At 66.3% G+C, this 14,417-nt stretch carries 14 protein-coding genes and 2 tRNA genes; all 16 read left to right on the top strand.

The window, feature by feature from the left end; genetic code table 11:
• The first annotated feature begins 100 nt into the window (after positions 1-100).
• The 16 genes from NITMOv2_RS10775 to NITMOv2_RS24460 all read left to right on the top strand — a co-directional run bounded on the left by NITMOv2_RS10775 (position 101) and on the right by NITMOv2_RS24460 (position 14,319).
• A complete protein-coding gene (locus NITMOv2_RS10775) occupies positions 101-460 on the top strand; it encodes a pentapeptide repeat-containing protein (RefSeq protein ID WP_053379871.1) in 360 nt (119 codons plus the stop codon).
• Positions 461-539: 79 nt separating this feature from the next.
• Positions 540-616 (top strand) — tRNA-Pro (locus tag NITMOv2_RS10780).
• A gap of 123 nt (positions 617-739) precedes the next feature.
• Positions 740-816 (top strand) — tRNA-Arg (locus tag NITMOv2_RS10785).
• Positions 817-1,097: 281 nt separating this feature from the next.
• Positions 1,098-1,619, top strand: coding sequence for a DUF6335 family protein (locus NITMOv2_RS10790; RefSeq protein WP_053379872.1), 522 nt, complete (start codon positions 1,098-1,100; stop codon positions 1,617-1,619).
• Between the two features lie 98 nt (positions 1,620-1,717).
• On the top strand, positions 1,718-3,802 hold the full coding sequence (locus NITMOv2_RS23465; RefSeq protein ID WP_145976275.1) for a glycosyltransferase family 9 protein: 2,085 nt from the start codon (positions 1,718-1,720) through the stop codon (positions 3,800-3,802).
• A complete protein-coding gene (locus NITMOv2_RS10800) occupies positions 3,799-5,736 on the top strand; it encodes a glycosyltransferase (protein ID WP_083448358.1) in 1,938 nt (645 codons plus the stop codon). Before NITMOv2_RS23465 ends, NITMOv2_RS10800 begins: the two co-directional genes overlap by 4 nt.
• A 6-nt stretch (positions 5,737-5,742) precedes the next feature.
• Entirely contained in the window at positions 5,743-6,471 is a 729-nt protein-coding gene (locus tag NITMOv2_RS10805) for an SDR family oxidoreductase (protein WP_053379873.1), read from the top strand.
• 107 nt (positions 6,472-6,578) lie between these two features.
• On the top strand, positions 6,579-7,202 hold the full coding sequence (locus tag NITMOv2_RS10810; RefSeq protein WP_053379874.1) for a D-glycero-alpha-D-manno-heptose-1,7-bisphosphate 7-phosphatase: 624 nt from the start codon (positions 6,579-6,581) through the stop codon (positions 7,200-7,202).
• On the top strand, positions 7,195-8,310 hold the full coding sequence (locus tag NITMOv2_RS10815) for a glycosyltransferase family 9 protein (protein ID WP_053379875.1): 1,116 nt from the start codon (positions 7,195-7,197) through the stop codon (positions 8,308-8,310). Before NITMOv2_RS10810 ends, NITMOv2_RS10815 begins: the two co-directional genes overlap by 8 nt.
• Positions 8,291-10,015, top strand: a complete 1,725-nt coding sequence (locus tag NITMOv2_RS10820; protein WP_053379876.1) for a carbamoyltransferase family protein — start codon at positions 8,291-8,293, stop codon at positions 10,013-10,015. The genes NITMOv2_RS10815 and NITMOv2_RS10820 overlap by 20 nt, the downstream gene beginning before the upstream one ends.
• A gap of 2 nt (positions 10,016-10,017) precedes the next feature.
• Positions 10,018-11,049 carry a glycosyltransferase family 2 protein gene (locus NITMOv2_RS10825; protein ID WP_083447936.1) on the top strand — a complete coding sequence of 344 codons (1,032 nt, stop codon included), beginning with the start codon at positions 10,018-10,020 and terminating at the stop codon, positions 11,047-11,049.
• Entirely contained in the window at positions 11,033-11,665 is a 633-nt protein-coding gene (locus tag NITMOv2_RS10830) for a class I SAM-dependent methyltransferase (RefSeq protein ID WP_145976276.1), read from the top strand. Before NITMOv2_RS10825 ends, NITMOv2_RS10830 begins: the two co-directional genes overlap by 17 nt.
• 75 nt (positions 11,666-11,740) lie before the next feature.
• The gene (locus NITMOv2_RS10835) at positions 11,741-12,430 is read left to right on the top strand and encodes a PIG-L deacetylase family protein (protein WP_053379878.1); all 690 of its coding nucleotides are present in this window, start codon (positions 11,741-11,743) and stop codon (positions 12,428-12,430) included.
• A gap of 101 nt (positions 12,431-12,531) precedes the next feature.
• Entirely contained in the window at positions 12,532-13,431 is a 900-nt protein-coding gene (locus NITMOv2_RS10840) for a glycosyltransferase family 2 protein (protein WP_145976501.1), read from the top strand.
• Positions 13,432-13,625: 194 nt separating this feature from the next.
• The gene (locus tag NITMOv2_RS10845) at positions 13,626-13,997 is read left to right on the top strand and encodes a four-helix bundle copper-binding protein (RefSeq protein WP_202967353.1); all 372 of its coding nucleotides are present in this window, start codon (positions 13,626-13,628) and stop codon (positions 13,995-13,997) included.
• Between the two features lie 91 nt (positions 13,998-14,088).
• Positions 14,089-14,319: a hypothetical protein gene (locus NITMOv2_RS24460; protein WP_145976277.1), complete on the top strand. Its 231-nt coding sequence runs from the start codon at positions 14,089-14,091 to the stop codon at positions 14,317-14,319.
• Positions 14,320-14,417: the final 98 nt, after the last annotated feature.

Raw genomic sequence — 14,417 nt, forward strand, 5'->3', positions numbered from 1 at the left:
ATACTGTGCCGCCCGCCGCCGGTGCAAGGGGTGCAGGGGCTCAAGATCCGGCCCTGTCCGACCGACAAGAGGGACGGAACCATAGCTCTCGGAGGCCGCCATGGACAGTACGCCGCGACCCAAGCTCCACATCTCCAACGATCCCATGTATCTCCTGCTGCGCGAAGGCTGCATCAAGGAGTTCAACGCCAAGAGAGCGGCCGGCGACAAGTGCGACCTGCGGGGCTGCGACCTGCGAGGGCTCGATCTGCGGGGGCTGGAAGCGGACGGCCTGGATTTCAGCGACTGTTATTTCCGCCAGAGCGACCTGCGCGGGGTCGACCTGAGCCGCGCCCTTCTCGACGGCGCCAGCATCAACGCCTGCAAGATCTCCGGGGTGCTGTTTCCCGCCGAACTGACGGCCTCCGAAATCGAGCTGTCGCTCCTGCACGGCACGCGGATGCGCTACAGCAAGAAATAGCCTCTTTCCTCCGCCGCGCACGTAGCGGTGCCTGCCTGGACTCCATCACAAGGTTGCGGTATAAGTGGCAGAGCCTCGTCGGGGCGTAGCGCAGCCCGGTAGCGCGCCTGCTTTGGGAGCAGGATGTCGGAGGTTCAAATCCTCTCGCCCCGACCAAACCAAGCTTACTCGTGCCGCGGACTCTTCATCGCCTTATTGTCATCATTGTCCGCGGGTAAAATCTCCAGTGTCGTCTTTTCTGGAGGATGCCGTGCACGCGGATAAACACACCGACTTTCTGCGCCCGTAGCTCAGTTGGATAGAGCATCAGCCTTCTAAGCTGAGGGTCGCTGGTTCGATTCCAGCCGGGCGCACCACTGGAACTTGCTCTCAGCCTGCCATCCTTCCTCGCTGCCTGTATCCGATTCCCGCTTGCATTCCATCTCAGCCTGGCTGGTATTTAGGGGTTTCCCTAAGACATTCACATAGACACGTTGTCTGACCCAGGACACCTTGTCCGTCCTTCCATCACAGGCGCACGGTGGATCCCCTAAAAAAATGCGCCTTTCCCCGTCTTTCTTCTTCATCCGGCCACCGGCGGAGACGGTCCGTCGTTTGCAGCCACCCAGCACAACGCTTCTCCGGGAGGTCATGGCCGATGGCGCGCAAGAAACGCGAAGACGTGCGTGACGCCGATCAGGTGATCCGCGACTACTATGAGGGCGGCACCGAGGACTCAAGCCGGGACGACGGAACCGAGCCCGTGTCGTCCATCGAAAACCCGCAGGGCCCCTACACCGCCCGTTCGCCCGTCTTATCCGGTGGTGATATGGATGCCGCATGGGAGCAGGCCGACGTTGGAACCGAGACGGTCGGCGGATCCAATCCCACGCCGGATCAGGATATTGTCGATGAAGTCGGCAAGGCCGTGGGCATTGAATATCAGGATAACGAACCGCTGAAGTTCGGCGACAAGATGGCCGAACGCGACGAGCGGCGTTGGGAGCTCAACCCGGCTTCGTCGGAAGATTACCAGACCCGCACAGACCGCGCGGAAGGCGAGGCGCCCCCGCAACCGGAACCAAGCCCGCGCCGCAACACGCGGAGCGGGTCGTCGAAGTCCGCGGCCGCCCGGGCATCGCGTGCGCGCCAGGCCGGGACGCGCCGACGCGCCCGCTGATCGGGACAGAAGCCGGCGCGCCGACGGACGCGGCCGGCGGATGCCGCGCCGGCAGACGTCTTACTCCTCCGGGCATCACGACGAAAGGACGATCCACAGTGCTTCATCCCACTGGCGAGACACGTTTGGGCCGGGCCGGGAGCATCGCCGTGCTGAGAGCCTTGCAGCTGGGCGATCTTCTCTGCACCGTCCCCGCGTGGCGCGCTTTGCGCACGGCTTACCCGGAAGCGCGCATCGCCTTGATCGGTCTTCCGTGGGCGCGGGAGTTCGTCGCGCGTTTCCATCGGTATCTCGACGAATTCATCGAATTCCCCGGCTTCCCCGGCTTGCCCGAGCGGGAACCGGCGATCGACCGCATCCCCGCGTTCTTCACGGCGATGCAGAACCGGCGGTTCGACTGTCTCCTTCAAATGCAGGGCAGCGGCCGCTACGCCAACGAGATCGTGACGTTGTGCGGAGGCGCGCGGAGCGCCGGGTATTACGCCCCGCCCGACTTTTGTCCCGACCCCACTCGGTTCATGGCCTATCCGGAAGGGCTGCCCGAAGTGACGCGCCACCTACGGCTCATGGCGTTCCTGGGCATTCCCGCCGAGGACGATGCACTGGAGTTCCCGCTCACCGCCGAGGACGAAGCCGAGCTGCGGCGCCTGGACGAAGCGACCGTGTTGGCCGCGACGCCCTACGCATGTCTCCATCCGGGCGGGCGCCGGCCGTCGAATCGGTGGGCCCCGGAGAATTTCGCCCGCGTCGCCGATCGGCTGGCAGCTGAGGGACTCACGGTCGTGTTGACTGGCACGGCCTCCGAGCAGGCTCTCGCCGAGGCCGTGATGCAGGGGATGCAGAGCCGGCCGGTGAATCTCGTCGGGCGCACCACGCTCGGCTCCTTGGGTGTGGTAATGAGCCGAGCGCGGCTCCTGATTTCCAACGATACCGGTGTCTCCCACATGGCGGCGGCGCTGCGCGTGCCGAGCGTGATCGTCTGCATCAACTCGGACCCGATCCGCTGGAGTCCGCTCGATCACCGGCTGCACCGCGTCTTGATCGGACGCCACACTGCGCCGCAGTCCGCGGTCGCGGAGGCGGGCAAGCTTTTGCGGCCGGGGTGCGCACCGGAGGCCATGGATCGGAACGCCTCGCACAGGGTATCCGCTCCGCAGTCGAGGTGGCGCAACACCGGCCGCCGCCGGTTGCGCGTGCTGACCTGGCATGTGCACGGCAACTATCTCTACTACCTGAGCCAAACGCCGCACGAGTTCGTGTTGCCCGTCGGCCGCACGGGACCCGGCTATGCCGGGTGCGCGCCCGGCTTTCCCTGGCCGCCGAACGTCAGCGACATCGCGCTCGACGATCTGCCCGGCGCCGACCTCGACTGCATCCTGTTTCAATCGCAGAGCCAGTACCTGGTGGATCAATACGAGCTGCTCACGCCGGCGCAGCGGGCGCTGCCCAAGATCTACCTCGAGCACGATCCGCCGCAGGACCATCCGACCGATACGTGCCATCCGGTGGACGATCCCGAGATGTTGCTCGTGCACGTCACTCACTTCAACCGCCTCATGTGGAACAGCCGCCGGACGCCGACCCGCGTCATCGAACACGGCGTGCTGGTGCCCAGCGGTCTGACCTATACCGGCGAGATCGCGAAAGGGCTGGTCGTCGTCAACCACCTGCACCGCCGCGGGCGGCGCCTCGGCGCCGATCTGTTCGACTATGTCCGCGCCCGGGTGCCGCTCGATCTGGTCGGCATGGATTCCGCCGCGGCCGGCGGGCTGGGCGACATCGGGCACGCCGAGCTCCCGGCGCTCATGTGCCGGTACCGCTTTGTGTTCCATCCCATCCGTTACACCAGCCTGGGCCTGGCCCTGTGCGAAGCCATGTCGCTGGGAGTGCCGCCCGTCGCGCTGGCGACCACGGAAGCGCCGACTGTGATCGAACAGGACGTCTCGGGGTACATCGACACGGATGTGGACGTCCTGATCCGCCGGATGCGGCACTTGCTGGACAACCCGGAGGACGCGCGCCGCCTCGGCGCCGGCGCCCGACGGGCCGCACAGGCCCGCTTCGGCATCGACCGGTTCACGCAGGGATGGGACCGGACGCTGACCGAGTTTGTGGCGAGCCGGAGCAGGCGAACCGCGGCGTCCGTCGGATGGGACGCCGCCCCGACGGAGGCGCGGTCATGAACCGGCAGATCGCGCTGATCAGCGAACACGCGTCCCCCTTGAGCGTGCTCGGCGGGGTGGATTGCGGCGGGCAAAACCTGTACGTCGGCCAGGTCGCGAAGGCGCTGGCCGCGCTCGGCTACGACGTCGACGTATTCACAAGGCGCGACAGCGACGTGCTGCCGGAGACGGCCGAGTGGGTCGACGGCGTCCGCATCGTGCATGTGCCGGCGGGGCCGCCGCGCTTCGTGCGCAAAGAAGAGTTGCTGCCCCACATGACGGAATTTACCGACTACATGGTCCGCTTTTGCCGCTGCCAGCGCAACGCGTACGACATGGTCCATGCCAACTTCTGGATGTCGGGACTGGTCGCCGCCGAGGTGAAGCGCCGGCTGGGGATTCCGTTCGTCATCACGTTCCATGCGTTGGGCCGGGTGCGCCGCCAGCACCAGCGGCAGGCGGACGAATTTCCCGACGAGCGGTTCGCGGTCGAGGATCGGATCATCGCCGAAGCGGATCATCTGGTCGCCGAGGCCCCGCAGGACGAAGAGGATCTGATCCGCCTGTACAACGCCGATCCCGCCAAAATCACCGTCGTGCCCTGCGGGTTCGATCCGGCCGAGCTCTGGCCGATTAGCAAGCCCATCGCCCGCATTTCGCTCGGACTGCGCCCCGACGAACGCGTGATCCTGCACGTGGGCCGCATGGTGCCGCGCAAAGGCATCGACACGGCCATTCGCGGGTTCGCCGGCCTCGTGCGCCGGCATCGCACGCCGGCGCGCTTGCTGATCGTGGGGGGCGAATCCGACGACCCCGATCCCGCCGTCACGCCAGAAATCGGGCGGCTGCGCCGGATCGCCGTCGACGAAGGCGTGGCCGACCACATCGCCTTCGTCGGCCGCCGAGGGCGCGATCAGCTCAAATACTATTACAGCGCCGCCGATATTTTCGTCACCACACCCTGGTACGAGCCCTTCGGAATCACCCCCCTCGAGGCGATGGCTTGCGGCACGCCGGTGATCGGCTCCAACGTGGGCGGCATCAAGTTCACCGTCCGCGACAGCGAAACCGGCTACCTTGTGCCTCCCAACGATCCCGACGCGCTGGCCGACAAGCTCGCGCATCTCTATTCCCATCCGAAACTGCTCGGCGTCTTCGGACGCCAAGCCGTCCAACGGGTGAACGATCTGTTTACGTGGAACAAGGTGGCCACAGGGCTGGCGGCGCTCTATGAGCAAGTGTTGAGCGCCCACCAGCCGGAGCGCGGGGCCGAGCTGGACCACCTGGCGCTCATCGACCGCACGTTCGACGACGCCGCGGAGGCGTTGCACGAAGCCAAGCGCCGCCTCCGGACGCCGCTCTTGGAAGCGGCCCGTCTGCTGAGCGATTGCTTCGCCGCCGGAGGCAAGGTGCTGACCTGCGGCGTCGGCGACGGCCGGCCGGGCGCCGAATATCTGGCCTGGTCCCTCGGACGGTCGGCGCGGACCGCCGAGTGTCCGGGCCTCCCCGCCCTCTACGTCAGCGCCGAGGAGGACTTCTCGGCCTCGGGATCGGACACGGACGGCGGGTTGGCCAGGCGCATTCACCTCTTCGGACAACCGGGCGACGTGCTCATGGCCGTGAGCGCCGACGAACCCTGCGCCCTGTTGGCTTCCGCCCTCGCGACGGCGCATGAGCGCGGACTCAGGTCCATCGTCCTGCTCGCGCGCAATGGCGCCAAGGGCGCCCGCGGCGCGGACGTCGTCCTGCATGTGCCGAGCGACCAGCGACCGGCGGTCGAGCACCTCCACATCTTCCTGATGCATGCCCTGAGTGCGATCGTGGAGCGCCGCCTCGAGGCGCCCAGCAACCGGTTGTTGCGCGTGTCCGGTACGCGCGGCATCTGGGAATTACCACGGCGCAGCAAGCCACGCGGCACCCGACGGATGGTGGTGACCCGCAGCGCCAGAAAGTAGGTCTCTATGCAGCAGCCACTCAACGGTTCAGTCGCGTTCGTCACCGGTGGAGCGCAGGGTCTGGGCGAAGCCATCTGCCGCTCGCTGGGAGAAGCCGGGGCCCGCATCGTGGTGGCGGATCTTCAGGCGGAGCGCGCCGAGGCGATGGCGGAGAAACTGCGCCATGAAGGCGTCGAGGCGGTGGCCGTCGCCGTCGACGTAACCGACGCCGGACAGGCCGACGCGGCGTTACGCCGGGCGGCCGAGCGGTTCGGCCGCGTCGACATCCTGGTCAACAACGCCGCGGTCGACCGCACCGTGCCGATCGAAGAATTGACACCCGAGCAATGGAACCGGATCATCGCCACCAATCTCACCGGCCCGTTTGTGCTGTCCAGGCTGGCGCTGCCGGCGATGAAGCAGCGGCGCTCCGGCCATATCGTGAATATCGTATCCACCGCCTCGAAACGCGCCTGGGCCAACGCCTCCGCGTACCATGCAAGCAAATGGGGCTTGCTGGGGTTCAGCCACGCGCTGCACGTGGAAGCGCGGCCGTTCGGAGTGAAAGTGCTCGCGGTCGTCAGCGGCGGGATGCGGACCCCGTTCCTGCTGGACCGTTTTCCCGACCTCGATCCGGGCCTGTTGCAGGACCCGCGGAACGTCGCCGACACGATCCGCTGTCTTCTGCAGTTGCCGGCCGAGACGGTGGTGCCGGAGGTGATGGTCATTCCGATGCGAGAGACAAGCTGGCCCTGAAAGCATCCCCTCACCTCTCCTCTCCCCCGCGACGGGGGAGAGGGAAGGGAGAGGGGGCCGACCAGATAGACCAGATAGACCAAAGAAACTAGATAGACCGTTCATCCATGCCTGTTAACACTGACAAACGTCCTGCCGTGTTTTTGGACAAGGACGGGACGCTGATCGAAAACGTGCCGGTCGTGGGAGACACCGTGACGGTGCATGTGCTGCCCGGTGTCGTGGATGGGCTGCGGTTGCTCCATCAGGCCGGTTATCTCCTCGTGGTGGTGACCAACCAGGGCGGCGTGGCTCAGGGGCTCTTTACCGAGGAATACGTCAAGCACATGGAACAAGGCCTTCGCCTGGCGCTGTCGGCGCGGCAGATTCCTCTCGCAGGATTCTATTATTGCCCGCACCATCCGGAGGGGATCGTGCCGTCCTATGCCGTGCAGTGTCTGTGCCGCAAACCGAAACCGGGGCTTCTCCTCCGCGCCGCGTCGGATCTGGGGATCGATCTGGACCGATCCTGGATGATCGGCGACATCTTGCATGACGTCGAAGCGGGACGATGGGCCGGATGCCGCACGGTGCTGCTCGACCACGGAAACGAAACGGAATGGGAGATGAACGAAACGCGCTGGCCCGATTACCTGGCGGACGGGATGGTGCACGCCGCCGCGCTGATCGTGAATGCGCCCTCCTCGGCTTCCTCCCGGCTCTCGACCTCACAGGAGGCGGACGATGACTGAAGGCTGGTCCGCAGCCCGGGAGGTGCTGTGCGTCCGCCTGGACCAGCTGGGCGACGTGTTGATGACCGGCCCGGCGATGCGGGCGCTGAAGGAATCGGCGGCCGCGCGCCGGATCACCCTGCTGACCTCGCCGTCGGGCGCCGAAGCGGGGCGGTTGCTGCCCGAGGTCGACGAGGTGCTCGTCTACGAAGCGCCCTGGATGAAAGCCAGTCTCCCCCGCGAACGAAGCGCCAAGGAGACGGCGCTCATCCGCTCGTTACGCGCCAGGCGGTTCGACGCCGCCGCCATTTTCACGGTCTATAGCCAGAGCCCGCTGCCGGCTTCGCTGCTCTGTTACCTGGCCGAGATCCCTCTGCGCCTCGCCCATTGCCGCGAGAATCCCTATCATCTCTTGACGCACTGGGTGAAGGAGACGGAGCCCGAGTTGGGTGTCCGCCACGAAGTGCAGCGGCAACTGGATCTGGCCGCGTCCGTCGGAGCCGAGACCGCCGAACGGCGCTTGTCCGTCAGCGTGCCGGAGGAGTGTGTCCACAGTATCGACGGGCTTCTGTCCGATCTCACGATAGGGGATGGCCCCTGGGTCGTGGTCCACCCGGGCGCCACCGCCGAGTCGCGCCGCTATCCGGCCGAGGGTTTCGCGGCCCTCTGCCGAAGCCTGGCGAGGGAAAGCGGCTGGCGAATCGTCTTGACGGGAACCGAGCCGGAGCGGGAACTGATCGGCTGGATTCAGTCGTCGATCGGCGCACCCTGCCATTCACTGGCCGGCGAGCTATCGCTCGGCGAGTTCGCCGCCCTGCTGTCGCGCGCGCCGCTGCTCATCTCGAACAATACGGGAGCCGTGCATCTCGCGGCGGCCGTCGGCACGCCCGTGGTCGATCTCTACGCCCTCACGAATCCGCAGCACCACCCGTGGATGGTTCCGCAGCGCGTGCTGTTCCACGACGTGCCGTGCAAGTTTTGCCATAAGAGCCTCTGCCCGGAAGGCCATCATCACTGTCTGCGACTGGTGACGCCGGAACAAGTCGTGCGCGCGGCGCGGGAGCTGATGGGCGAGACGGCGGGCACAGCCGCCACGAAGGAGTTGCCCCTTGTATACCCTGGGCATTAACGCCGCCTTCCACGATCCGGCGGCCTGTCTGGTCAAAGACGGCGTGGTCCTCGCGGCCGCCGAAGAGGAGCGCTTTACCCGCATCAAGCACGGCAAACGGCCGATCCCGTTCAGCGCGTACGAGCTGCCCTTTCACGCGATCGACTACTGCCTGAAAGCCGGCGGCATCGAGCTGCGCCAGGTCGATCATGTCGCTTATTCGTTCGATCCCTTCATCACGCTCGGCGGCCGACGCGACGCGACGGTGACGCTGCCGTTGGAGCCCAGCGCGCAGCCGCCCTCCGGCGAGTGGGAGTCGCCGTGGGAGCCGCTGTTTCTCTCCTACATCGTGAACGCCCCGCGCCATCTGGCCGACGGTGTGCCGCATCACCTGCGCGCGCGGTTTCGCGGCGCGACGCCGGAGGGACCGTACCGGTGGCACTTCGTGCCGCACCACCTCGCCCACGCGGCCAGCGCCTTTCTCCCCTCGCCGTTTTCCCGCGCCGCCGTGATGACGTTGGACGGCCGCGGCGAACGGGCCACGACGAGCTATTGGTCCGGCGCGGGCCATCGTGTGGCGCCGCTCGGCACGGTGGACATGCCGCACTCGCTGGGTCTCCTGTACGAACAGCTGACGCGCCACTTGGGTTTCTTGCATTCTTCCGACGAATACAAGGTCATGGCGTTGGCCTCCTATGGAAAGCCCGTCTACCTCGACGAGTTTCACGACGTGGTGCGGTATGAGGGCGAGGGCCGGTATCGAATCCAGCCGGTGGAGTGGGAGGAGCGCTTCGGCGCGCCCCGTGTGCCCGGCGGGCCGATCGAGCAGCGCCATTACGACCTCGCGCGCTCCCTGCAAGTGGTGCTCGAATATACCGTGCTCCGGCTCGCGCAGTGGCTGCACGAGACGACGAAGCTGCCGGATCTCTGCCTCGCCGGCGGCGTGGCGCTGAACTGTGTGATGAACGCCCGCCTGCGGGACCTGAGCCCGTTCGCCAACATGTGGGTGCAGCCCGCCGCCGGCGACGCGGGCACCGCCCTGGGTGCCGCCCTCTGGATCGACGGACGGATGCGCGATTTTCCCGAGGCGCGCAGCTACGTGATGGAGGATGTGCTGCTGGGCCCCTCGTATGACGACGAGACCATCGATGCCTTTTTGCGCCGCGCCAAACTGCGGTACCGGCGCCTGAGCGACGTGGCGGAGGAGACGGCCGCGCTCTTGGCGGACGGCCTGATCGTGGGCTGGTTCCAAGACCGGATGGAATGGGGCCCGCGCGCGCTCGGCGCCCGGTCGATCCTGGCGTCGCCGCTCACGCCCGACATGCAGGAGCGCATGAACGGGTTGAAGGACCGCGAGGATTTCCGGCCGGTGGCGCCGGTCGTGCCGGAGGAGTCGGCGGGCGACTGGTTTGTGAAGGGCGGCCGGTCGCCGTTCATGCTGTTCGTGTTCGACGTGCTCCCGGACCGGGCGCACCGGATTCCCGCCGTCCGCCATGTGGACGGCACCGCGCGCGTGCAGACCGTCACCCGGGATCGGCAACCGCGTTACTACGACCTCTTGCGCGCGTTTGAACGCCGCACCGGCGTCCCGGTGCTCATCAACACGTCGTTCAACACGCGCAGCGAGCCGATCGTCTGTACGCCGCGCGACGCCGTCGAGGCGTTTTACACGGCGCCGCTGGATGCGCTGGTGATCGGGTCTTTTTTGCTGGAAAAGGGACGTTGAAAATGTACCCCACCGGGGAAGAGCCGGCCTGGCCGGCGATAAATACGAAGCACCCGTCCGACATTCTCGTATCGGTCGTCGTGCCGACGTACCGGCGGCCCGAACTCCTGCGCCGCTGCCTCACCGAGCTGTGCGCGCAGACGTTGGACCGGACGCGGTACGAACTCGTGGTCGTGGATGATGGCCTGGACGACGCGACCAGGCGGGAGGTGCTCGGATGGGCCGAGGCGGGGACACGACCGATCATCCGTTATCTGACGAGCCCCGCGCCGCGATCCGGTCCGGCCGTCGCGCGCAACATCGGGTGGCGGGCCGCCCGCGGCGGGATCATCGCCTTCACCGACGACGATTGCCGTCCGCTGCCCGAGTGGTTGGAAGCCGGCTGCGCCGCGTTCGCCGATTCCGCCGTTTCGGGTGCCTGGGGCCGGATTGTAGTGCCGATTCCCGATGAGCCGACCGATTACGAACGGAACACCGCGGGCCTGGAGGACGCGCCCTGCGCCACGGCCAACTGCTTCTACCGGAAGACGGCGCTGCACGCCGTCGGCGGATTCGACGAGCGGTTCACGGCGGCCTGGCAAGAGGACAGCGATCTGCAATTCGCCTTGCTCGAAGCGCGGCACCAGCTCGTCGAAGTTCCCGACGCCGTGGTCGTGCATCCGGTGCGTCCCGCCTCGTGGGGCATCAGCATCCGGCAGCAGCGCAACAACCTGTTCAACGCGTTGCTCTTCAAGAAACACCCGGCGCTCTACCGCCTTTGGATTCAAGCGTCGCCGCCTTGGCACTACTATGCGAACGCCGCCGCCTTGCTGGGCGCCGCGGCCGGATGGACGGTGGAATCGCTCTGGCTGCTCGGGCCGTCGCTGATGGTCTGGACGGCGAGCGTCGGGCAGTTCTGCGCGAAGCGTTTGAAGAGCACGTCCCGCCGGGCGGCGCATGTGGCGGAGATGGTCGTCACGTCGGCGTTGATTCCGCCGGTGGCGGTCTATTGGCGCTTGCGGGGAGCGATTAAATACCGTGTCGCCTTCTTGTAAACAACCGGCACGAAGCCAGGGGCCGGAGGCCAACGGCGAGGAGGACGCGACTCTTAAAGCCTCTCACCTCGTGCCCCTCGCCCCCGCTAGGCTCCATGTCGGGTGCGGACGCTGCGCCGCGGCCGGATGGATCAATGTCGATCTGCACGAGGGTCCGGGCGTGGACGTGGCCTGCGATATCCGGCGGGGCATGCCGCTTCCGTCGGAAGCGTTTGATTGCCTCGTGGCCATCCACGTGCTGCAAGATATGGCCTATCCCGATCTGCTGCCGGCGCTGGTCGAGCTGCACCGTGTCTTAAGAACCGGCGGCGTCCTGCGCCTCGGGCTTCCGGATTTGGACAAGGCTCTGCTCGCCTACTTCACCGGCGACCACCGTTATTTCTACGTGCCGGACCGCGATGCGGAAGACATCGGCGCCAAGCTGATCACCCAGATTGTCTGGTACGGCTCCGTGCGCACGCCGATGACGTATGGCTTCATTGCGGAGATGCTGGCGCGCGCGGGATTCCACGATGTGCGCCGCTGTTCGTTCAGCCAGACGATGAGCCCCTATGCCGAGATCGTCTCACTCGACAACCGCGAACGGGAGAGCCTGTTCGTGGAGGCCGTCCGGTGAAAAGAGTGATGAGTGATCAGTGAAGAACGATGGGTGTCGGCTCATCACTCGTCACTCATCACTGATCACTTCTCTATGCTGCCTGCCCCGTTGAGCAACCTCTTGGTTCTGTCGCCGCATTGCGACGATGCCGTGCTGGCTTGCGGGGAAATGCTGGAGGCGCATCCCGGCTCGGTGGTCGCGACCGTGTTTGCCGGATGCCCGCCGGCCGGCGCCCCATTGACTGAATGGGACCGCGCCGCCGGCTTCCAGGCAGGCGACGATGTGATGGGTGCGCGACGGGCGGAGGATCTGGCCGCCTTGTCTCTCCTGGGCGCAACGCCGCAGTGGCTCGACTTCCTCGACGATCAATACCCTTCATCCCATGCCGACGCGGACGTGCGACGGGCGTTGGACGGATTGATCCGGGCTCGGCAACCAGCCGCGCTGGTCGTTCCGCTGGGCCTTTTCCATCGTGACCATCGCACGGTCCATGAGGCGGCGATGGAGGTGGCCCTTGACCACCGGGACCGGACGTGGGTCCTCTACGAGGACGTGAATTACCGCCGTATTCCGGGACTGACGGCACAACGACTGCACAGCTTGGAGGCCAAGGGGGCGGCGATCACGCCAGTCTCGTTCCCCGTTCGTTCTCCGTCGCCGCGCAAGATGCAGGCGGTGCAGTGCTACCGCTCTCAACTACGCGCGCTGCTCAGCCACGGACGTCCCGGCTATGCCGACGCCTTCGCCGCCGAACGTTATTGGCGGGTGGCGTGGAACCGCTGAAGGAAACCGTGAGCCCCTATCCATTCACAGACGCGACACCGCCGGATCCTCGCCCGGACCGTAGAGATACGCCCCTCATCGCGGTTCCCCGCAGTCCGCTCATCACCCATCACCCACCTCTGCATCAAGCCGGAGAACGCCCCGACGCGCGAGTCACCGCGGTGGTCTTGACGTACAACCGACGGGCGGAAGTACTGCGGACACTCGACCGGCTGTCGTCGCTTCCCGAACGCCCGCCGCTGATCGTCGTCGATAATGGTTCCACCGATGGTACGCCTTCCGCCGTCGCCTCGGAATTCCCGCAGGCCTGCACGATCCGCTTCGACCGGAACCTCGGCGCCGCGGCGCGGAATGCCGGCATTGCGGCAGCCTCGACTCCCTACGTCGCCCTCTGCGACGACGATACCTGGTGGCATCCCGGGTCGCTCGCGCGAGCCGGCGCTCTGCTGGACGGCGCGCCGCGTCTTGCGGTCCTGACCGGGACCGTGCTCGTGGGCTCCCGCGAGCAGATCGATCCGACGAGCCGGTCTATGGCGCAGAGCCCCTTACCGCCACGGGATGATGTGCCCGGCCTGCCGATCCTGGGGTTCCTAGCCGGCGCCTCGGTCGTTCGCCGCACGGCGTTTCTTCAGGTGGGCGGCTTCGAGCCGCGCTTTTTCATCGGCGGGGAAGAAACGCTCGTCGCCTGGGACTTGGCCGCAACCGGATGGGAAATGGCCTATCGAAGCGACCTTGTCGTCCACCATTGCCCCTCCACCCTGCGCGAGCCCGGAGGGCGCCGGAGCTGCCTCCTTCGTAATGCGGTGTGGAGCGCCTGGCTCAGGCTGACTGTTCCATCAGCCGTGCGCCGGACGCTGCGGCTCATGGGGCGCGAGTCCGACATGAGTTCCCGATCGTGGGCCTTGCGGGAAGCGCTGGCCGGGCTGCCCTGGATATTGCGCAGGCGCCACGTGATTCCGCCCACGGTCGAAGCTGAGTTGCAGCGACTGGGCTTGGCCTGAGCCTAGTCGAAGGACGTACAAGTTGCGCGGAGGAAGACAAGATGTCCCGAAACGGATCGTGATGATGTACGCCGGCCGGAAATCCATCCGCGAAAGTTATATTTCGTAACGGCGTGGGCTCGATCGTGGTCAATGTCCGATCGGTCCGCTCTTTGCACAAAAAACCCATATCGAACCACCGCTGGAGGAGCACCATGCATCAAAACAACCGAACCATGACCGAGCAATACAAGATGTGCATTTCGGCCTGCCAGAGCTGTGCGGGCATCTGCAACACCTGCAGCGACGACATGATCGGGATGGAGCCGCACGGAGACCGGGAACTGATGGCCCGGTGCATCCGCTTGTGCCGGGAATGCGCCGACATCTGTTCCCTGTCGGTCAATTGGATGAACCGCCTCTCGCCGCTGGCGGAATCTCTGTGCCGCCTGTGCGCGGACGTCTGCGATGCCTGCGCCGAAGCCTGCGAGCAGCATGCGCCCCATCATGAGCTGTGCGGACCCTGTGCGGAAGAATGCCGGCGTTGCGCGTCCATCTGCCGGGAAATGGCGGGTGCTGCGGCGTAAGGAAGAAGGGAGGAATCACGATGGCCGATGTCGCGATCAAACAGGGAGACAAGGAAAGCGGATCGCAAGGACACGGATCCGCGTCGAGCCGATGATGCGGCAAGGACGGCTGGTCCAGAGTCTCTGTGTGCTGTCGTTGCTCGGGTCCGCCATGTTCTCTGCGGACGTGACGGACCCACGGCCTGGCCAAGGCACCGGACCGACCGATCCCACGCCGAAGCCGACCAATCCCCGTCCGAACCCACCGAATCCCAACCCACCATCGGGCCCGATTCCTCCGCCCGCGCCCACTCCTCCGCCGCCGGGGATGCCGCCGTCGTGAGGAGCGGCGGGGAACTGGGGAGTCCCGCAGTGGCAGGCCTCCGTCCCGCATGGTTGGATGAATTCGAGACGCGTTGGCGCAAGCGGGCTGTAGGACAA

The organism is Nitrospira moscoviensis (genome assembly GCF_001273775.1).
Lineage (GTDB): Bacteria > Nitrospirota > Nitrospiria > Nitrospirales > Nitrospiraceae > Nitrospira_D > Nitrospira_D moscoviensis.

Bases quoted from the DNA above. Each gene is read 5' to 3' on its own strand.
- NITMOv2_RS10805 (WP_053379873.1), top strand. From the start codon at position 5,743: ATGCAGCAGCCACTCAACGGTTCAGTCGCGTTCGTCACCGGTGGAGCG.
- NITMOv2_RS24460 (WP_145976277.1), top strand. From the start codon at position 14,089: ATGATGCGGCAAGGACGGCTGGTCCAGAGTCTCTGTGTGCTGTCGTTG.
- NITMOv2_RS10845 (WP_202967353.1), top strand. From the start codon at position 13,626: ATGCATCAAAACAACCGAACCATGACCGAGCAATACAAGATGTGCATT.
- NITMOv2_RS10825 (WP_083447936.1), top strand. From the start codon at position 10,018: ATGTACCCCACCGGGGAAGAGCCGGCCTGGCCGGCGATAAATACGAAG.
- NITMOv2_RS10800 (WP_083448358.1), top strand. From the start codon at position 3,799: ATGAACCGGCAGATCGCGCTGATCAGCGAACACGCGTCCCCCTTGAGC.
- NITMOv2_RS10810 (WP_053379874.1), top strand. From the start codon at position 6,579: ATGCCTGTTAACACTGACAAACGTCCTGCCGTGTTTTTGGACAAGGAC.
- NITMOv2_RS10835 (WP_053379878.1), top strand. From the start codon at position 11,741: ATGCTGCCTGCCCCGTTGAGCAACCTCTTGGTTCTGTCGCCGCATTGC.
- NITMOv2_RS10815 (WP_053379875.1), top strand. From the start codon at position 7,195: ATGACTGAAGGCTGGTCCGCAGCCCGGGAGGTGCTGTGCGTCCGCCTG.
- NITMOv2_RS10775 (WP_053379871.1), top strand. From the start codon at position 101: ATGGACAGTACGCCGCGACCCAAGCTCCACATCTCCAACGATCCCATG.
- NITMOv2_RS10790 (WP_053379872.1), top strand. From the start codon at position 1,098: ATGGCGCGCAAGAAACGCGAAGACGTGCGTGACGCCGATCAGGTGATC.